This is a genomic window from Streptococcus mitis (genome assembly GCF_003942995.1).
GTDB classification, from domain to species: Bacteria; Bacillota; Bacilli; order Lactobacillales; family Streptococcaceae; genus Streptococcus; species Streptococcus mitis_CV.
Genome location: NZ_RJOH01000006.1, coordinates 1 through 20,052, shown reverse-complemented (window position 1 = coordinate 20,052; position 20,052 = coordinate 1). Strand labels below are relative to the sequence as shown.

Below are 20,052 nucleotides of genomic sequence, written 5' to 3'. Positions count from 1 at the left end.
CTCCTTTCTTTTATCCTTTTGTCTTAATTAAATAATACAACAAAACAAAAAACTTGTCAAGCAAAAAGAAGAATTGTTTTGGGAATCGCTTAAAAAATGGTATAATGAAAAGAAAACGATAAGGAGGGAAAAGATGCGTTGTCCAAAATGTGGGGCTACCAAGTCAAGTGTTATCGATAGTCGCCAAGCAGAAGAAGGGAACACCATTCGTAGAAGACGTGAGTGCGACGAATGCCAGCACCGTTTTACAACCTACGAACGGGTAGAAGAAAGAACCTTAGTGGTTGTTAAAAAAGATGGCACACGGGAACAATTCTCCAGAGATAAAATCTTTAATGGGATTATCCGCTCAGCCCAGAAACGTCCTGTGTCAAGTGATGAAATCAACATGGTAGTCAATCGTATCGAACAGAAACTCCGTGGTCGAAATGAAAATGAAATTCAAAGTGAGGACATTGGTTCACTCGTCATGGAGGAGTTGGCTGAGTTAGATGAGATTACCTATGTACGTTTTGCCAGTGTCTATCGTAGTTTTAAGGATGTTAGTGAGTTAGAGAGCTTGCTCCAACAAATCACCCAGTCCTCTAAAAAGAAAAAGGAAAGATAAATGAAGCCAATTGACCGTTTTTCTTATCTAAAGAATAATCGGGTGTCGCAAGATACCTCATCTCTGGTACAGTGCTACCTCCCGATTATCGGTCAGGAGGCACTGAGCCTTTATCTTTATACAATTAGTTTTTGGGATAATGGTAGAAAGGAATACCTTTTTTCAAGCATTCTTAACCATCTCAACTTTGGGATGGATAGACTGATAAAATCCCTGAAAATCCTATCTGCTTTCAATCTTTTGACCCTCTATCAAAAAGGGGATACCTATCAGCTAGTTATCCATGCTCCTCTTTCAAGTCAAGATTTCTTGGAGCATCCTGTTTATCGTAGACTTTTAGAGAAAAAGATTGGTGATGCAGCTGTGGAGGATTTGAAAGTTGAGAGTGCTGAGGGAGAAGAAATACCTGTCTCACTCAATCAAGTCTTTCCAGACTTGGCAGAACTGGGAAGTCAAGAAGACCTTGGTCTCAAGAAGAAAGTGGCCAACGATTTTGACTTGGACCATTTTCGTCAGCTGATGGCTCGAGATGGACTTCGCTTTGCGGATGAGCAGTCCGATGTCTTAAACCTCTTTGCCATCGCCGAGGAGAAGAAATGGACTTGGTTTGAGACCTATCAATTGGCCAAGTCAACAGCTGTTTCCCAGGTTATTTCAACCAAACGCATGCGGGAAAAAATCGCTCAAAAACCGATTTCTTCTGACTTTAATCCTAAGGAAGCAACCATTATCAAAGAAGCCAAAAGTAAAACTGCCCTGCAGTTCTTGGCAGAAATCAAGCAAACACGCAAGGGAACCATTACCCAAACAGAAAGAGACCTCTTGCAACAGATGGCTAGCTTGGGCTTGCTGGATGAAGTCATCAATATCATTCTCTTATTGACCTTTAATAAGGTGGATTCGGCAAATATCAATGAGAAATATGCCATGAAAGTAGCCAATGACTATGCCTATCAAAAGATTCATTCGGCAGAAGAGGCAGTCTTGCGCATCCGTGAGCGTGGGCAAAAGAATCAGGCTCAAAAAAGCAGTAAACCCAGTCCTACCAAGTCCAATGTACCCAAGTGGAGCAATCCAGATTATAAAAATGAAACCAGCGAGGAAACTCGTCTGGAACTAGAACGTAAGAAACAAGAACTATTAGCTCGATTAGAAAAAGGAGGAGATTAGATGGAAAGTGTCGGAGACGTACTCAAACGTCAACCCAGCCGTTTTCATTATCAAGATTTGGTCCAGAAAATCATGAAGGATCCTGATGTTGCGGCCTTTATCCAGCAAGAATCCTTGACTCCAGAGGAATTGAATCGCAGTATCTCCAAGTTTAATCAGTACATCACCGAGCGTGACAAGTTTCTCCGTGGTGATACGGATTATATTGCCAAAGGCTACAAGCCTATTTTGGTTATGAATCATGGCTATGCGGATGTTTCTTACGAAGAAACTCCTGAACTAATCGCGGCTGAAAAAGAAGCGGCTATTAAGAACCGTCTCAAGTTAATCAATCTGCCAGCTAGTCTCAGGAAAGCTAGTTTAGCTCAAGTAGACTTGGATGATTTGGGTCGCTTGCCAGTTTTTGAAAAGCTATTAGCCTTTGTGGAGCAATATCCAGCTATTCGAAAAGGTCTTTACTTGTATGGAGATTTTGGTGTGGGTAAAAGTTTCATGGTGGCTGCCCTAGCTCATGATTTGTCAGAAAAACGTGGTGTTTCATCCACTCTCCTCCACTATCCAAGCTTTGTCATCGATGTCAAAAATGCTATCGGTGATGGCAATGTTAAGACCTTGGTGGATGAGATTAAGCTTTCTGAAGTCCTGATTTTAGATGATATTGGTGCCGAGCAATCAACAGCTTGGGTGCGTGATGAAATCCTGCAGGTCATTCTTCAATATCGGATGCAGGAAAATTTACCGACCTTTTTCACCTCCAACTTCAACTTTGAAGAATTGGAGCTGCATTTCGCTAAAGTAAAACAAGGACCTGACGAAACATGGGAAGCTAGACGTGTCATGGAACGCATCCGTTATTTGGCTGAGGAGACTCGTTTAGAAGGAGTAAACCGTCGATGACAGAAACGATTAAACTGATGAAAGCTCATAAGTCTGTTCGAAGATTTAAGGAACAAGTCCTTCCTCAAGAAGACTTGACTGAAATCCTGACAGCAGCCCAGATGGCCTCGTCTTGGAAGAATTTCCAATCCTACTCTGTGATTGTGGTACGAAGTCAAGAAAAGAAAGATGCCTTGTATGAATTGGTGCCTCAAGAAGCCATTCGCCAGTCAGCTGTTTTCCTTCTCTTTGTCGGAGATTTGAACCGTGCAGAAAAGGGAGCACGACTCCATACGGATACCTTCCAACCTCAAGGTGTAGAAGGTCTCTTGATTAGTTCAGTCGATGCGGCTCTTGCTGGTCAAAATGCCCTGCTGGCAGCTGAAAGCTTGGGCTATGGTGGTGTCATTATTGGCTTGGTGCGGTACAAGTCAGAAGAAGTAGCAGAACTCTTTAATTTGCCTGACTACACCTATCCTGTCTTTGGGATGGCACTAGGATTACCAAATGAAGAACATGAAGTCAAACCTCGCTTGCCATTGCATCAAGTGGTATTTGAGGAAGAATATCAAGAACAGTCAACTGATGCAATCGAAGCTTATGACCGTGTACAGGCGGACTATGCTGGAGCGCGTGCAACCACAAGCTGGAGTCAGCGTCTAGCAGAACAGTTTGGTCAAGCTGAACCAAACTCAACTAGAAAAAATCTTGAACAGAAGAAGTTATTGTAGAAAGTGAGAAATTATGGCCCTACCAACTATTGCCATTGTAGGACGTCCCAATGTTGGGAAATCAACCCTATTTAATCGGATCGCTGGTGAGCGAATCTCCATTGTAGAGGATGTCGAAGGAGTGACACGTGACCGTATCTATGCAACGGGTGAGTGGCTCAATCGTTCGTTTAGCATGATTGATACAGGAGGAATCGATGATGTCGATGCTCCTTTCATGGAACAAATCAAGCACCAGGCAGAAATTGCCATGGAAGAAGCAGATGTTATCGTCTTTGTCGTATCTGGTAAGGAAGGAATTACCGATGCAGACGAATACGTAGCCCGTAAGCTTTATAAGACCCATAAACCAGTTATCCTCGCAGTTAACAAGGTGGACAACCCTGAGATGCGAAATGATATCTATGATTTCTATGCCCTCGGTTTGGGTGAACCACTGCCAATCTCATCTGTCCATGGTATCGGTACAGGGGATGTGCTAGACGCTATTGTAGAAAATCTTCCAAATGAATATGAGGAAGAAAACCCAGATGTCATTAAGTTTAGTCTGATTGGTCGTCCAAACGTTGGAAAATCAAGCTTGATTAATGCTATCTTGGGAGAAGACCGTGTCATTGCCAGTCCCGTTGCTGGAACAACGCGTGACGCCATTGATACCCACTTTACAGATACAGATGGTCAAGAGTTTACCATGATTGATACGGCTGGTATGCGTAAATCTGGTAAGGTTTATGAAAATACTGAGAAATACTCTGTTATGCGTGCCATGCGTGCTATTGACCGTTCAGATGTGGTCTTAATGGTCATCAATGCGGAAGAAGGCATTCGTGAATACGACAAGCGTATCGCAGGATTTGCCCATGAAGCTGGTAAAGGGATGATTATCGTTGTTAACAAGTGGGATACGCTTGAAAAAGACAACCATACTATGAAAAACTGGGAAGAAGATATCCGTGAGCAGTTCCAATACCTGCCTTATGCACCGATTATTTTTGTGTCAGCCTTGACCAAGCAACGTCTCCACAAACTTCCTGAGATGATCAAGCAAATCAGCGAAAGTCAAAACACACGTATTCCATCAGCTGTCTTGAATGATGTGATTATGGATGCTATTGCCATCAACCCAACACCGACAGACAAAGGGAAACGCCTTAAGATTTTCTATGCGACCCAAGTGGCAACCAAACCACCAACCTTTGTCATCTTTGTCAATGAAGAAGAACTCATGCACTTTTCTTACTTGCGTTTCTTGGAAAATCAAATCCGCAAGGCCTTTGTATTTGAGGGAACTCCAATCCATCTCATCGCAAGAAAACGTAAATAAAAAAGTAAAATCTGGAATGACACTTCCAGATTTTTTTGATAGAATGAAGTTAAAGAAAACGCTATCAAAAGAGGTGCTGCTGATGGAACATTTGTTTAAATTCTTATTTTTAGCACCTTACTTTTATTTTGATAACTGGATTGAAAAGGCCAACAGAAATAGCAGATTTTTCCCATTTTTTTACTATTTTTACTGGGTTTACATCCCCCTCTATTCTCTTTTTAGCCTTGCTTGGACAGTTGTTTCAGTTCTGTTTTTCAATATCGTCTTGAGAAATGTGACAGATATCAAGTTTTGGGGCATTTGGTTTCTTTTTATTTTGCTAGCTATTGGTCTGAATAGGTCAACTTATTTCTGTCTCAAAAAAATGTTTCGCTTGAGACGGGAACTAGGGAAGTCTAAAGGTGGAAGGCATTGATTTATATTGGTAATAACATTTAATAGAACGTAACTAAAGAAAACAATTTCAAAGAGGAGGTGTCGATGATGAAACTGTCGTTTAATTGGTTTCATTTGATACTCTTATTTCCTTGTTTTTATTTTTTCTATTGGATAGACAATTCTGACAGAAACAGTAAAATTTTCCCCATCTTCTACTATTTTTACTGGATTTATATTTCCCTTTTAGCTCTGTTTAGCTTGGATATGACAATTTTTTCATTCTTATTTTTCCCTTTTGTTCTAAATCATGAATCAGATGCTAGTGCTTGGGGTGTTGGATTGCTTTTGATAGTCATATCTCTAGGCAGTGACTGGTTAGACTATATCTTTTTCAAAAAAATGCTTAGACTAAGAAAGGAGTTAGGAAAGTCTAAGGGCAAAAGGCATTGATTTATATCGGTTTTTATTTATAGGAGGTGGCTTATGGCACATCTAAAATCATTTATTACACGCTATTCTAAGGTCTATATTGGTTTAGTTCTGTTGATCTGGATTGCTTTCTTCTTTCTTCCTTGGGGCAGTCCGATTCTGGGGGGAAAGATTGACCTCTTCAGCATACAGAAAGTCTTGCTAGTTTTTGGTATTCTGTCTATTTTGATGGCCTTGCTGTCCAAGAAAGTCAGTCTCTTTGTTTTTGGATTGATCTGCTGTTTTTCTCTTTGGATTAATCTATTTATCCTATTTGCGATTTTGCCGATTTTTGGCAATTAAAGTATCATAAAAGTCAGAGAGGTTAGCTTGGAAACTAGCCTCTTTTTCCTTTTCAAAATGGGGATTCTTCCTTGAAAATAATCAGTAATTGTGCTAAAATTAAAAGAACATTCTAAAATATTCGGAATTTAAAGTAAGGAAAAACATGGCTAATATTTTAAAAACAATTATCGAAAATGATAAAGGAGAAATCCGTCGTCTGGAAAAGATGGCTGACAAGGTTTTCAAATACGAAGACCAAATGGCTGCTTTGACAGATGACCAACTAAAAGCAAAAACAGTTGAATTTAAAGAACGTTATCAAAATGGAGAATCACTGGATTCATTGCTTTATGAAGCATTTGCGGTTGTCCGTGAAGGTGCTAAACGTGTCCTAGGTCTCTTCCCATATAAGGTTCAGGTCATGGGGGGAATCGTTCTTCACCATGGTGACGTGCCAGAGATGCGTACAGGGGAGGGAAAAACCTTGACTGCGACTATGCCGGTATACCTCAATGCCCTTTCAGGCAAAGGGGTTCACGTAGTTACGGTCAATGAATACCTGTCAGAACGTGATGCGACTGAGATGGGTGAATTGTACTCATGGCTTGGTTTGTCAGTAGGGATTAACTTGGCTGCCAAATCTCCAATGGAGAAAAAAGAAGCCTATGAGTGTGATATTACCTACTCAACCAACTCAGAAATCGGATTTGACTACCTTCGTGATAACATGGTCGTTCGTGCTGAAAACATGGTACAACGTCCGCTTAACTATGCCTTGGTCGATGAGGTTGACTCAATCTTGATTGATGAGGCCCGTACACCTTTGATCGTATCAGGTGCTAATGCGGTTGAAACTAGTCAGCTCTACCACATGGCAGACCACTATGTAAAATCGTTGGACAAAGACGACTACATCATCGATGTGCAGTCTAAGACTATTGGTTTGTCTGATTCAGGGATTGACAAGGCTGAAAGCTACTTCAAACTTGAAAATCTCTATGACATCGAAAACGTAGCTCTGACTCACTTTATCGATAACGCCCTTCGTGCCAACTACATCATGCTTCTCGATATTGACTATGTGGTGAGCGAAGAGCAAGAAATCTTGATTGTCGACCAATTTACAGGTCGTACCATGGAAGGTCGTCGTTATTCTGATGGATTGCACCAAGCCATTGAAGCTAAAGAAGGTGTGCCAATCCAGGATGAAACCAAGACATCTGCCTCAATCACTTACCAAAACCTTTTCCGTATGTACAAGAAATTGTCTGGTATGACGGGTACAGGTAAGACTGAGGAAGAAGAATTCCGTGAAATCTATAACATTCGTGTTATTCCAATTCCAACAAACCGTCCTGTTCAACGTATTGACCACTCAGACCTTCTTTATGCAAGTATCGAGGCTAAGTTTAAGGCGGTTGTCGAAGACGTTAAGGCTCGTTACCAAAAAGGTCAACCTGTCTTGGTTGGTACAGTAGCGGTTGAAACTAGTGATTACATTTCTAAGAAACTAGTCGCAGCTGGTGTTCCTCACGAAGTCTTGAATGCTAAGAACCACTATAAAGAAGCCCAAATCATTATGAATGCTGGTCAACGTGGTGCTGTTACCATTGCGACTAACATGGCCGGTCGTGGTACCGACATCAAGCTTGGTGAAGGGGTTCGCGAATTAGGTGGACTTTGTGTGATTGGTACAGAACGTCATGAAAGCCGTCGTATCGATAACCAGCTTCGTGGACGTTCAGGTCGTCAAGGAGACCCAGGTGAGTCACAATTCTACCTCTCTCTTGAAGATGACTTGATGAAACGTTTTGGTTCTGAACGCTTGAAGGGAATCTTTGAACGTCTCAACATGTCTGAAGAGGCCATCGAGTCTCGTATGTTGACACGTCAGGTTGAAGCAGCTCAAAAACGTGTCGAAGGAAATAACTACGATACCCGTAAACAAGTCCTTCAATACGATGATGTCATGCGTGAACAACGTGAAATTATCTACGCACAACGTTACGACGTCATCACTGCAGACCGTGACTTGGCACCTGAAATTCAGGCTATGATCAAACGCACGATTGGTCGTGTCGTTGATGGTCATGCGCGTGCCAAACAAGATGAAAAACTAGAGGCAATTTTGAACTTTGCTAAGTACAACTTGCTTCCAGAAGATTCTATTACGATGGAAGACTTGTCTGGCTTGTCTGATAAGGCTATTAAGGAAGAACTCTTCCAACGTGCCTTGCAAGTTTACGATAGTCAGGTTTCAAAACTACGCGATGAAGAAGCAGTTAAAGAATTCCAAAAAGTCTTGATTCTACGAGTGGTAGATAACAAGTGGACAGATCATATCGATGCCCTCGATCAATTGCGTAACGCGGTTGGACTTCGTGGCTATGCTCAGAACAACCCTGTTGTTGAGTATCAGGCAGAAGGTTTCCGTATGTTTAATGACATGATTGGTTCGATTGAGTTTGATGTGACACGCTTGATGATGAAAGCACAAATTCATGAACAAGAAAGACCACAAGCAGAACACCATATCAGTACAACAGCGACTCGCAATATCGCTGCCCACCAAGCAAATATACCAGAAGATTTGGATTTGAGCCAGATTGGACGGAATGAACTTTGCCCATGTGGTTCTGGTAAGAAGTTTAAAAACTGTCACGGTAAAAGACAATAAAATGAGATAGTTTAGAGGCGGATACCTTGTGAAAAGTAAATTTTTACTTGGTATCCGTTTGATTTATAAGGAGATGAGTTATGGTATTTACAGCAAAAAGTCCTAAAATTAATATTGAAGAAGTTCGTGCCTTATCAAAATTAGAAGGTCAAGCTTTGGAGAGAAAATCACAGCGCGATCAAGAGCTAGAAGCCATTATACGTGGAGAAGACCAGCGGATTCTCTTGGTAATCGGGCCATGCTCATCTGACAATGAAGAAGCTGTTCTTGAATACGCTAAGCGTTTGGCAGCTTTGCAAGAAGAAGTGGCAGACCGTATCTTTATGGTTATGCGTGTTTACACTGCCAAACCCCGTACCAACGGAGATGGCTATAAGGGCTTGATTCACCAGCCTAATGCGACAGAAGCCCCTAGCCTCATCAACGGAATCAAAGCCGTTCGACATCTTCATTATCGTGTTATCACAGAAACAGGTATGACGACTGCTGATGAAATGCTTTATCCTGAAAATCTTCCGCTTGTGGATGATTTGATTTCTTACATGGCAGTTGGTGCTCGTTCGGTTGAAGACCAGCAACATCGCTTTGTGGCAAGTGGAGCAGATTTCGCGACTGGGTTTAAAAATCCAACATCTGGAAATCTCAATGTTATGTTTAATGGGATTTATGCTGCTCAAAACAAACAAAGCTTCCTTTTCCTAGGAAAAGAAGTGGAAACAACTGGGAACCCGCTTTCGCACGCTATTCTTCGTGGAGCAATCAATGAGTATGGTAAGAATATTCCTAACTACTACTATGATAATTTGATGGATACCATTGCTCAATATGAGAAAATGGGCTTGGAAAATCCTTTTATCATCGTCGATACCAATCATGACAACTCTGGTAAGCAATATATGGATCAGATTCGAATTGTTCGCCAGACCTTGATTAACCGTGATTGGAATGAAAAAATCAAGCAGTACGTTCGTGGCTTTATGATTGAGTCTTATCTAGAAGACGGCCGTCAAAACGAACCAGAAGTATTTGGCAAGTCTATCACGGACCCTTGCCTGGGCTGGGAAAATACAGAAGCCCTTGTCAGAGAAATCTACCAAACGCTAGGAGAATAAGATGGCATTTATTGAAAAAGGTCAAGAAATCGATATTGAAGCAATCAAGGCAGAAACCCAATTGTCTGCGGAAGCCTTGCGACTGAAGGAGCGTCGTGATAGAGAATTGGCAGACATTATTTCAGGAGAAGATGACCGTATCCTTTTGGTGATTGGTCCTTGCTCTTCTGATAATGAAGAGGCTGTCTTGGAATATGCCCGTCGTTTATCCGCCTTGCAAAAGAAGGTGGCGGACAAGATTTTCATGGTTATGCGTGTTTATACAGCTAAACCTCGTACCAACGGAGACGGCTATAAAGGTTTGGTTCACCAACCAGATACTTCTAAGGCTCCAAGCCTGATTAACGGCTTGCAGGCTGTGCGCCAGTTGCACTACCGCGTCATTACAGAGACAGGTTTGACGACGGCAGATGAGATGCTTTATCCGTCAAATCTGGTCTTGGTAGATGATTTGGTCAGCTACCATGCTGTTGGGGCTCGTTCTGTGGAAGACCAAGAGCACCGCTTTGTGGCCTCAGGGATTGATGCACCGGTCGGGATGAAAAATCCAACCTCAGGAAATCTTGGGGTTATGTTTAACGGTATCTATGCTGCTCAGAACAAACAGACCTTCCTCTTTCATGGTCAAGAAGTTGAAACTTCAGGAAATCCCTTGGCCCACGTCATCCTTCGTGGAGCAGTTAATGAATATGGGAAAAATGAGCCTAACTTTTACTATGAAACCTTGCTAAATGCCATTGAACGCTATGAAGCCATGGGACTTGAAAATCCCTTTATCCTCATTGATACCAACCATGATAACTCAGGAAAGCAATATATGGAACAGATTCGAATTGTCCGCCAGACCTTGCAAAATCGTGATTGGAATGAGAAGATTAAAAAGACGGTTCGAGGCTTTATGATTGAATCTTACCTAGCAGATGGTCGTCAAAACCAACCAGAGGTCTTTGGTTGCTCCATTACCGATCCTTGTCTAGGTTGGGAAAATACAGAGGCCTTGGTAGAAGAGATTTATGCTACCTTGACAAAATAAGTGAAAAGGATGGAGTTGGGGGATCTCAACTCCTTTTGATGAGAATGATAGTTGGACACGGAATTGACATCGAAGAATTGGCTTCGATAGAAAGCGCAGTTACACGACATGAAGGCTTTGCTAAGCGCGTGCTGACCGCTAAGGAAATGGAGCGCTTCACCAGTCTCAAAGGGCGCAGGCAGATTGAATATTTGGCTGGTCGCTGGTCGGCTAAGGAGGCCTTTTCCAAGGCTATGGGAACTGGTATTGGCAAGCTCGGTTTTCAAGATTTAGAAGTCTTGAATAATGAACGCGGGGCGCCTTATTTTAGTCAGTCACCATTTTCAGGAAAGATTTGGCTGTCTATCAGCCATACAGATCAGTTTGTGACAGCCAGTGTCATTTTGGAGGAAAATCATGAAAGCTAGTCCACATAGACCAACCAAGGCTCTGATTCATCTGGGAGCTATTCGACAAAATATTCAGCAAATGGGGGCTCATATCCCTGAAGGAACGCTCAAATTTGCAGTAGTCAAGGCTAATGCCTATGGTCATGGGGCTGTTGCTGTTGCGACGGCTATTCAAGATGATGTAGATGGTTTTTGCGTTTCCAATATTGATGAGGCTATTGAACTTAGACAGGCTGGACTCAGGAAGAAAATTCTCATTTTAGGAATTTCTGAAATCGAAGCTGTTTCTCTTGCTAAAGAATACGACATTACCTTGACAGTGGCTGGACTGGAGTGGATTCAAGCGCTCTTAGATCAGGAAGAAGACCTATCAGGTTTGACAGTCCACCTCAAGATTGACTCAGGCATGGGACGGATTGGTTTTCGAGAGGCTCGTGAGGCTGAGCAGGCTCAAGACTTGCTCCAACAACATGGTGCTCGTGTTGAAGGGATTTTTACCCACTTTGCGACTGCAGATGAGGAATCAGATACCTACTTTAATGAACAGTTAGAACGGTTTAAAACTATTTTGGAAAGTATGAAAGGTCTTCCAGAGCTGGTTCATGCCAGTAATTCGGCAACGACTCTTTGGCATGCAGAGACTATTTTTAATGCGATCCGTATGGGAGACGCTATGTATGGTCTTAACCCAAGTGGAGAGGTTTTGAACTTGCCTTATGATTTGATACCGGCCTTGACCTTGGAATCTGCCCTGGTTCATGTCAAGACAGTTCCATCTGGGGCTTGCATGGGCTATGGAGCAACTTATCAAGCGGATAGCGAGCAAGTCATCGCGACCGTGCCAATCGGCTATGCGGATGGTTGGACACGAGATATGCAAAATTTCGCTGTCTTGGTAGATGGCCAAGCTTGCCCAATCGTTGGGCGAGTTTCTATGGACCAAATCACCATTCGTCTGCCTAAGCTTTATCCGTTGGGAACAAAAGTAACCTTAATTGGCTCCAACGGAGACAAGGAAATCACAGCTACTCAGGTAGCGACCTACCGTGGAACCATTAACTATGAAGTGGTTTGTCTCCTCAGCGACCGCATTCCGAGAGAATATTATTAGAAAAGAAAGGAGTGGAGCATGAATCTACATCAACCCTTGCATGTCTTACCTGGTGTGGGACCAAAGTCAGCAGAAAAATACGCCAAACTAGGAATTGAAAACTTGCAAGACCTCTTGCTCTACTTTCCTTTCCGTTACGAAGATTTTAAGACCAAGCAAGTCCTAGAACTGGAAGACGGTGAAAAGGCAGTCCTATCTGGTCAAGTCGTGACTCCTGCCAGTGTCCAGTATTATGGTTTCAAGCGCAATCGCCTGCGTTTTAGCCTCAAGCAGGGAGAAGTCGTTTTTGCGGTGAACTTCTTTAACCAGCCCTATCTAGCAGATAAGATAGAGTTGGGAGCAACCCTTGCTGTCTTTGGAAAATGGGACCGCGCCAAGGCTAGCCTGACAGGGATGAAGGTCCTGGCTCAGGTAGAGGATGATCTACAGCCTGTCTATCGTCTAGCTCAAGGAATCAGTCAGGCCAGTCTGGTCAAGGTTATTAAGACGGCTTTTGATCAGGGACTGGACCTCTTGATAGAGGAAAATCTTCCCCAGTCTTTGCTGGACAAATACAAACTCATGTCCAGTTGTCAGGCCGTTCGTGCCATGCATTTCCCCAAGGATTTGGCGGAATACAAGCAGGCCCTTCGCCGTATCAAGTTTGAGGAACTCTTTTATTTCCAAATGCAATTGCAGACGCTCAAGTCTGAAAATAGAGTTCAGGGAAGCGGTCTGGTCCTGGACTGGTCTCAGGAAAAAGTGACAGCTGTCAAAGAAAGCTTGCCTTTTGCCCTGACCCCAGCTCAGGAAAAGAGTTTGCAGGAAATTTTGACCGACATGAAGTCGGACCACCACATGAATCGTCTTTTGCAAGGGGATGTGGGGAGTGGAAAAACGGTAGTCGCTGGCTTGGCTATGTTTGCGGCGGTGACAGCTGGTTATCAGGCTGCCCTCATGGTGCCAACAGAAATCCTAGCAGAGCAACACTTTGAGAGTCTACAGAGTCTTTTTCCGGATTTGAAACTGGCTCTTTTGACAGGTTCCTTGAAAGCTGCAGAAAAGAGGGAAGTTTTGGAGACTATTGCCAAGGGTGAGGCTGATTTGATTATCGGAACTCATGCTCTGATACAGGATGGGGTGGATTATGCTCGACTGGGCTTGATTATCATAGATGAGCAGCACCGTTTTGGTGTGGGGCAAAGGCGTATTTTACGGGAAAAAGGCGATAATCCAGATGTACTCATGATGACAGCGACTCCCATTCCACGGACGCTGGCTATCACAGCATTTGGAGATATGGATGTTTCCATTATTGACCAGATGCCAGCAGGACGGAAGCCTATTGTGACACGCTGGATCAAACATGAGCAATTACCTCAGGTCTTGACTTGGTTAGAGGGAGAAATCCAAAAAGGTTCTCAAGCCTATGTCATCTCTCCCTTGATTGAGGAATCTGAAGCTCTGGATTTGAAAAATGCCATTGTCTTATCAGAGGAGTTGACAGCTCATTTTGCAGGCAAGGCAGAAGTGGCTCTTTTACATGGTAAGATGAAGAGTGATGAAAAAGACCATATTATGCAGGATTTCAAAGAGCGAAAAACGGATATTCTAGTATCTACAACGGTTATTGAGGTTGGGGTCAATGTTCCCAATGCGACCGTTATGATTATCATGGATGCCGACCGATTCGGGCTCAGCCAGCTTCACCAGCTCAGAGGTCGTGTCGGTCGGGGAGATAAGCAGTCTTATGCAGTTCTCGTTGCCAATCCCAAGACTGATTCTGGGAAAGACCGCATGCGCATCATGACAGAAACGACCAATGGATTTGTTCTTGCTGAGGAAGATTTGAAAATGCGTGGTTCGGGTGAGATTTTTGGAACCAGACAGTCAGGTCTTCCAGAGTTCCAAGTAGCTGATATTATCGAAGATTTTCCGATTTTAGAAGAAGCCAGAAAGGTTGCTAGCTACATTAGTTCGATAGAAGGCTGGCGAGAGGATCCAGAATGGCGCATGATTGCCCTTCATTTGGAGAAGAAAGAACATCTAGATTAAGCTTTCTCTAAGGAAATCTTAAGCTAGCTTTCAGGTTTGGTCCTTATACTAGAGTCATCAAAAAGAAACGAGGACTCTCACATGACAGTAACGATTAAAGTAAATTACCAAACCACTTTCCAGAAGAAAGAAGCAACAAAATAATATAAATATAAGGAAGAAAGAGCGAAAATGCTCTTTTTTTGTTTCTAAAACTACTTTCAGTCGATAGGTTTGAGGGAGGAGAATCTAAAATCTCTTTCTATTTACTCTTCTTTCTTGCATTGCTTTTCTAGATATGCTACAGTGGTGGTAGCGATTACAAAAAAGAAGGAGTATATTATGAAAAATCCAGCTTTGCTAGAAGAAATCAAGACTTATAGAGGACGGGATGAGGTTCCAGAAGACTTTGATGCTTTCTGGGATGGAGAAGTGAAAAAAGTTTCAACTCTTCCAGTCTACCAGTTGGAAGAAAGAGATTTCCACATTCCTCAAGTCAAGTGCTATGAATTAACATTTGAAGGAAGCAAAGAAGGGAAGGTCTATGCACGCGTCGTTCTTCCAAAGAGTGAGGAGAAAGTGCCGATAATCTTCCATTTCCATGGCTATATGGGTCGTGGTTGGGATTGGACAGATATGCTGGCCTTCACCGTGGCTGGTTACGGTGTTGTTTCCATGGATGTGCGAGGGCAGTCGGGCTATTCACAAGACGGCTTACGTTCTCCTCTAGGAAATACGGTCAAGGGTCACATTATCCGTGGTGCTGTGGAAGGTCGGGATCAGCTTTTTTATAAGGATGTTTATCTGGATATTTACCAGTTGGTTGAAATTATTGCTAATCTGCCTGAGGTAGATGAGAAGCGCCTTTCTAGCTATGGTGCTTCTCAAGGTGGTGCTTTAGCTTTGGTTGCAGCAGCGCTCAATCCTCGAATTCAGAAAACAGTTGCCATTTATCCCTTCTTGTCAGACTTCAGACGAGTTCTTGAGATTGGGAATACCAGTGAGGCCTATGACGAACTTTTCCGTTATTTCAAGTTCCACGATCCTTTTCATGAAACTGAGGAGGAAATCATGGCGACTCTTGCCTATATTGATGTGAAAAATCTCGCTCATCGTATCAAGGGTGAGGTTAAGATGATTACGGGCTTAGATGACGATGTTTGCTATCCTATTACCCAGTTTGCGATATACAACCGCCTGACCTGCGACAAGGCCTATCGCATCATGCCTGAGTACGCTCACGAAGCCATGAATGTATTTGTCAATGACCAAGTCTATAACTGGCTTTGTGGCAGTGAGATTCCTTTTAAGTATGTAAAATAATGAATGAGAGAGCCTAGTAGCTCTCTTTTTGTGTATGGGAATTGAAAGTACTTTCAAAAAAGCCAGAAAAGCAAAATATTTCTAAAAATAGAATCTATTATAGATCAATATAGAGAGAAATGTATTATTTTATTATATAATAAAGAAAAGTCTAGATTTTAAGAAGTAAAATAATTATTTAGGGAGTTATGTATTAATTGAGAATAATAAATTGCATTAATTATATTACTTCCTTATTTTAATTTTTCAACTAATTAAAAAATTTTAACCAAAAAAGAAAGCGCTTACCCAAAGTGTGGGAGGAATTATATGAATCAAAGTTCTCTTAATCGTAAAAACCGATATGGTATTAGAAAATTTACCATTGGTGTTGCTTCGGTAGCTATTGGATCAGTTTTATTTGGTATTACTCCGGCTTTAGCACAAGAAACTACAACTAATATTGATGTAAGTAAGGTAGAAACTTCTTTAGAAAGTGGAGCACCTGTATCAGAACCTGTAACTGAGGTAGTTTCTGGTGACTTAAATCACCTAGATAAAGATTTAGCTGATAAATTAGCTTTAGCGACTAATCAAGGAGTTGATGTTAATAAGCATAATTTGAAGGAAGAAACCTCGAAACCAGAAGGAAACTCTGAACATCTTCCTGTAGAGTCCAATACAGGAAGTGAAGAAAGTATAGAGCATCATCCAGCAAAAATTGAAGGTGCAGATGATGCAGTCGTTCCTCCACGTGATTTTTTTGCCAGAGAGTTGACAAATGTAAAAACTGTTTTTGAAAGAGAGGATCTGGCTACCAATACTGGGAATGGGCAGAGAGTTGATCTAGCAGAAGAATTGGATCAGTTGAAACAACTTCAAAATGCTACCATTCATATGGAGTTTAAACCAGATGCCAATGCACCTCAATTTTATAATCTTTTCTCTGTATCAAGTGATAAGAAGAAAGATGAATATTTTAGTATGTCTGTGAACAAGGGGACTGCAATGGTGGAAGCACGTGGTGCTGATGGAAGTCACTTTTATGGCAGTTATTCAGATGCACCTCTTAAAATAAAACCCGGACAATGGAATTCAGTTACTTTTACGGTAGAGAGACCAAAAGCAGATCAGCCAAATGGGCAGGTTCGTTTATATGTAAATGGAGTTTTATCTAGAACGAACACGAAATCAGGTCGCTTTATTAAAGATATGCCAGATGTCAATAAAGTACAGATTGGAGCTACTAGAAGAGCAAACCAAACAATGTGGGGGTCGAATCTTCAAATCCGTAATCTAACTGTATATAATCGTGCTCTAACCATCGAGGAAGTAAAAAAACGTAGCCATTTATTTGAAAGAAATGATTTAGAGAAAAAATTGCCTGAAGGCGCTGAAGTTACTGAAAAGAAAGATATTTTTGAGAGTGGGAGAAATAACCAGCCAAATGGTGAAGGAATTAATAGTTACCGAATTCCAGCTTTATTAAAAACGGATAAGGGAACCTTGATCGCTGGGGGTGACGAACGACGTTTACACCATTTTGACTATGGTGATATTGGTATGGTAATTCGTCGTAGTCAAGATAATGGAAAGACTTGGGGAGATAAACTAACTATTTCTAATCTTCGCGATAATCCAGAAGCTACTGATAAGACTGCTACATCACCCCTTAATATTGATATGGTTTTAGTTCAAGATCCAACGACAAAACGGATTTTTTCAATTTATGATATGTTTCCAGAAGGGCGAGCTGTTTTTGGAATGCCAAATCAACCCGAAAAAGCTTATGAAGAAATAGGAGATAAAACTTATCAGGTTCTTTACAAACAAGGGGAGACGGAACGATATACACTAAGAGATAATGGTGAGATTTTCAATTCACAAAATAAAAAAACAGAATATCGAGTCGTGGTTAATCCTACAGAGGCTGGATTTAGAGATAAGGGAGATCTTTACAAAAATCAAGAATTAATTGGAAATATCTATTTTAAACAAAGCGATAAAAATCCATTCAGAGTAGCGAATACGAGCTATTTGTGGATGTCATATAGCGATGATGATGGAAAAACATGGTCTGCTCCAAAAGATATCACACCAGGTATTCGGCAAGACTGGATGAAATTCCTTGGAACAGGTCCTGGAACAGGAATTGTATTACGCACTGGCGCTCATAAAGGACGTATTTTAGTGCCAGCCTATACAACGAACAATATTTCGCATTTAGGCGGATCACAGTCTTCACGTTTGATTTATTCAGATGACCATGGACAAACTTGGCATGCTGGAGAGTCACCAAATGATAATCGACCTGTTGGAAATAGCGTTATCCATTCATCAAATATGAATAAAAGTAGTGCTCAAAATACAGAATCAACGGTTCTGCAATTAAACAATGGGGATGTAAAACTCTTTATGCGTGGATTGACTGGAGATCTTCAAGTTGCTACCAGTAAAGATGGTGGGGTCACTTGGGAGAAAACAATCAAACGTTATCCAGAAGTAAAAGATGCCTATGTTCAAATGTCAGCTATTCATACGATGCATGATGGTAAAGAGTACATTCTTCTTAGCAATGCTGCTGGGCCAGGCCGTGAACGTAAAAATGGTTTAGTTCACTTGGCTCGTGTTGAGGAAAATGGTGAGCTAACTTGGCTAAAACACAATCCAATTCAGAATGGAGAATTTGCTTATAATTCATTACAAGAGTTAGGCGGTGGTGAATACGGCCTATTGTATGAACATCGTGAAAATGGACAGAACTATTATACTTTATCCTATAAAAAATTTAATTGGGATTTTGTGAGTAAGGATTTGATTTCTCCGACAGAAGCAAAAGTTAGCCAAGCTTATGAGATGGGGAAAGGTGTTTTTGGTCTAGAATTTGATTCAGAAGTCCTGGTAAATCGAGCACCTATTTTGCGATTGGCGAATGGAAGAACAGCTGTCTTCATGACTCAGTATGATAGCAAAACTCTTTTATTTGCTGTAGATAAGAAAGATATTGGACAAGAAATTACTGGTATAGTTGATGGCAGTATTGAAAGTATGCACAATTTGACAGTCAACCTTGCTGGAGCAGGAATTCCTGGTGGGATGAATGCTGCGGAGAGTGTCGAGCATTATACTGAAGAATATACAGGTGTTTTGGGAACATCAGGTGTAGAAGGAGTTCCAACAATATCCGTTCCAGAATATGAAGGGGGAGTAAACTCTGAACTTGCCCTTGTTTCGGAGAAAGAAGATTATCGAGGAGGAGTAAATTCTGCTTCTTCTGTTGTAACGGAGGTTCTAGAGTATACCGGTCCTCTATCAACAGTAGGCTCAGAAGACGCTCCAACGGTATCAGTTCTAGAATATGAAGGAGGAGTAAACATTGATTCTCCGGAGGTAACAGAGGCTCCAGAGTATAAAGAGCCAATAGGTACATCAGGATATGAGCTAGCTCCAACTGTTGACAAACCAGCATATACTGGAACTATAGAGCCATTAGAAAAAGAAGAAAATTCAGGAGCAATTATAGAAGAAGGAAACGTAAGTTATATCACAGAAAACAATAATAAACCATTAGAAAATAACAATGTTACTACTAGTTCTATCATTTCAGAATCTTCCAAATTAAAACATACTTTAAAAAATGCAACAGGAAGTGTTCAAATTCACGCTTCAGAAGAAGTGTTGAAAAATGTTAAAGATGTTAAAATTCAAGAAGTTAAAGTCAGTTCTTTAAGTTCATTAAACTATAAAGCATATGATATCCAATTGAATGATGCAAGTGGTAAAGCTGTTCAGCCTAAAGGAACAGTAATTGTTACTTTTGCAGCGGAGCAGTCTGTGGAGAATGTTTATTATGTTGACTCTAAAGGAAACTTACACACACTTGAATTCCTACAAAAAGATGGGGAGGTCACTTTTGAGACAAATCATTTTAGTATATATGCTATGACTTTCCAACTTTCTTTGGATAATGTGGTACTTGATAATCATAGGGAAGATAAAAATGGTGAGGTTAATTCAGCATCTCCTAAGTTGTTATCAATAAATGGACACTCGCAATCTAGTCAACTGGAAAATAAAGTAAGTAATAATGAGCAGTCCAAGTTACCAAATACAGGTGAGGATAAGTCGATATCAACAGTTTTGCTAGGTTTTGTGGGTGTTATTTTAGGAGCCATGATTTTCTATAGACGAAAGGATAGTGAAGGTTAGTTATAAAATAATAGATATTACTTTTAAAAAGAAAATAAACCAGTCTAGAGTTCAGTAAAAAGATGGGAATTCTAGACGGGTTTTGAATTAATTGATAAAATTACAATTATATTCAATACATTTTGAGACAATTAGGGATTTCTTCTTATTTTATAAGGGTTGTTTATAATCATATCATTTAAATATAAAAAACATTAATATATTTGGTATAGAAAGTAATTTCTTGATAATGTGTTATATAAAATATTTATAAAAGTATATTCTATCGTACAACAAATATTGAAAGCGCTTCAAAAAAGGTATATAATGGGTTCATAAAACAAGGAAAATGAGGCATAAGTAAGACACGTTATAAGACACGTTA

16 protein-coding genes are annotated in these 20,052 nt (G+C 41.1%); all 16 read left to right on the top strand.

Annotated features, from left to right (window positions below; translation table 11 throughout):
• Positions 1–133: 133 nt before the first annotated feature.
• The 16 genes from nrdR to D8836_RS04970 all read left to right on the top strand — a co-directional run bounded on the left by nrdR (position 134) and on the right by D8836_RS04970 (position 19,688).
• Entirely contained in the window at positions 134–607 is a 474-nt protein-coding gene (nrdR, locus tag D8836_RS05050) for a transcriptional regulator NrdR (RefSeq protein ID WP_001203672.1), read from the top strand.
• Complete coding sequence (locus D8836_RS05045) at positions 608–1,777, top strand: replication initiation and membrane attachment family protein (protein WP_125393344.1); 1,170 nt, start codon at positions 608–610, stop codon at positions 1,775–1,777. It abuts the gene before it with no gap.
• Complete coding sequence (dnaI, locus tag D8836_RS05040; protein ID WP_125393343.1) at positions 1,778–2,674, top strand: primosomal protein DnaI; 897 nt, start codon at positions 1,778–1,780, stop codon at positions 2,672–2,674.
• Complete coding sequence (locus D8836_RS05035) at positions 2,671–3,384, top strand: NADPH-dependent oxidoreductase (protein ID WP_125393342.1); 714 nt, start codon at positions 2,671–2,673, stop codon at positions 3,382–3,384. The genes dnaI and D8836_RS05035 overlap by 4 nt, the downstream gene beginning before the upstream one ends.
• Positions 3,385–3,397: 13 nt before the next feature.
• Entirely contained in the window at positions 3,398–4,708 is a 1,311-nt protein-coding gene (gene der, locus D8836_RS05030) for a ribosome biogenesis GTPase Der (RefSeq protein ID WP_001207696.1), read from the top strand.
• A gap of 82 nt (positions 4,709–4,790) precedes the next feature.
• Positions 4,791–5,126 (top strand): hypothetical protein, encoded by a 336-nt coding sequence (locus tag D8836_RS05025; RefSeq protein WP_125393387.1) that lies wholly within the window; start codon positions 4,791–4,793, stop codon positions 5,124–5,126.
• Between the two features lie 65 nt (positions 5,127–5,191).
• Complete coding sequence (locus tag D8836_RS11375; protein ID WP_125393341.1) at positions 5,192–5,539, top strand: hypothetical protein; 348 nt, start codon at positions 5,192–5,194, stop codon at positions 5,537–5,539.
• Positions 5,540–5,572: 33 nt separating this feature from the next.
• Positions 5,573–5,860: a hypothetical protein gene (locus tag D8836_RS05015; protein WP_050251535.1), complete on the top strand. Its 288-nt coding sequence runs from the start codon at positions 5,573–5,575 to the stop codon at positions 5,858–5,860.
• A gap of 145 nt (positions 5,861–6,005) precedes the next feature.
• On the top strand, positions 6,006–8,519 hold the full coding sequence (gene secA, locus D8836_RS05010) for a preprotein translocase subunit SecA (RefSeq protein ID WP_001274073.1): 2,514 nt from the start codon (positions 6,006–6,008) through the stop codon (positions 8,517–8,519).
• Positions 8,520–8,599: 80 nt separating this feature from the next.
• A complete protein-coding gene (locus D8836_RS05005) occupies positions 8,600–9,631 on the top strand; it encodes a 3-deoxy-7-phosphoheptulonate synthase (protein ID WP_049500894.1) in 1,032 nt (343 codons plus the stop codon).
• 1 nt (position 9,632) lies between these two features.
• Positions 9,633–10,664 (top strand): 3-deoxy-7-phosphoheptulonate synthase, encoded by a 1,032-nt coding sequence (locus tag D8836_RS05000; protein ID WP_000864041.1) that lies wholly within the window; start codon positions 9,633–9,635, stop codon positions 10,662–10,664.
• 44 nt (positions 10,665–10,708) lie between these two features.
• Entirely contained in the window at positions 10,709–11,071 is a 363-nt protein-coding gene (gene acpS, locus D8836_RS04995; protein ID WP_000635006.1) for a holo-ACP synthase, read from the top strand.
• A complete protein-coding gene (gene alr, locus D8836_RS04990) occupies positions 11,061–12,164 on the top strand; it encodes an alanine racemase (RefSeq protein ID WP_125393340.1) in 1,104 nt (367 codons plus the stop codon). Before acpS ends, alr begins: the two co-directional genes overlap by 11 nt.
• Before the next feature lie 18 nt (positions 12,165–12,182).
• Positions 12,183–14,198, top strand: coding sequence for an ATP-dependent DNA helicase RecG (gene recG / locus D8836_RS04985; protein WP_125393339.1), 2,016 nt, complete (start codon positions 12,183–12,185; stop codon positions 14,196–14,198).
• A gap of 321 nt (positions 14,199–14,519) precedes the next feature.
• Positions 14,520–15,500, top strand: a complete 981-nt coding sequence (locus D8836_RS04975) for an acetylxylan esterase (RefSeq protein WP_125393338.1) — start codon at positions 14,520–14,522, stop codon at positions 15,498–15,500.
• 309 nt (positions 15,501–15,809) lie between these two features.
• Complete coding sequence (locus D8836_RS04970) at positions 15,810–19,688, top strand: SIALI-17 repeat-containing surface protein (RefSeq protein WP_125393337.1); 3,879 nt, start codon at positions 15,810–15,812, stop codon at positions 19,686–19,688.
• The last annotated feature ends 364 nt before the right edge of the window (positions 19,689–20,052 follow it).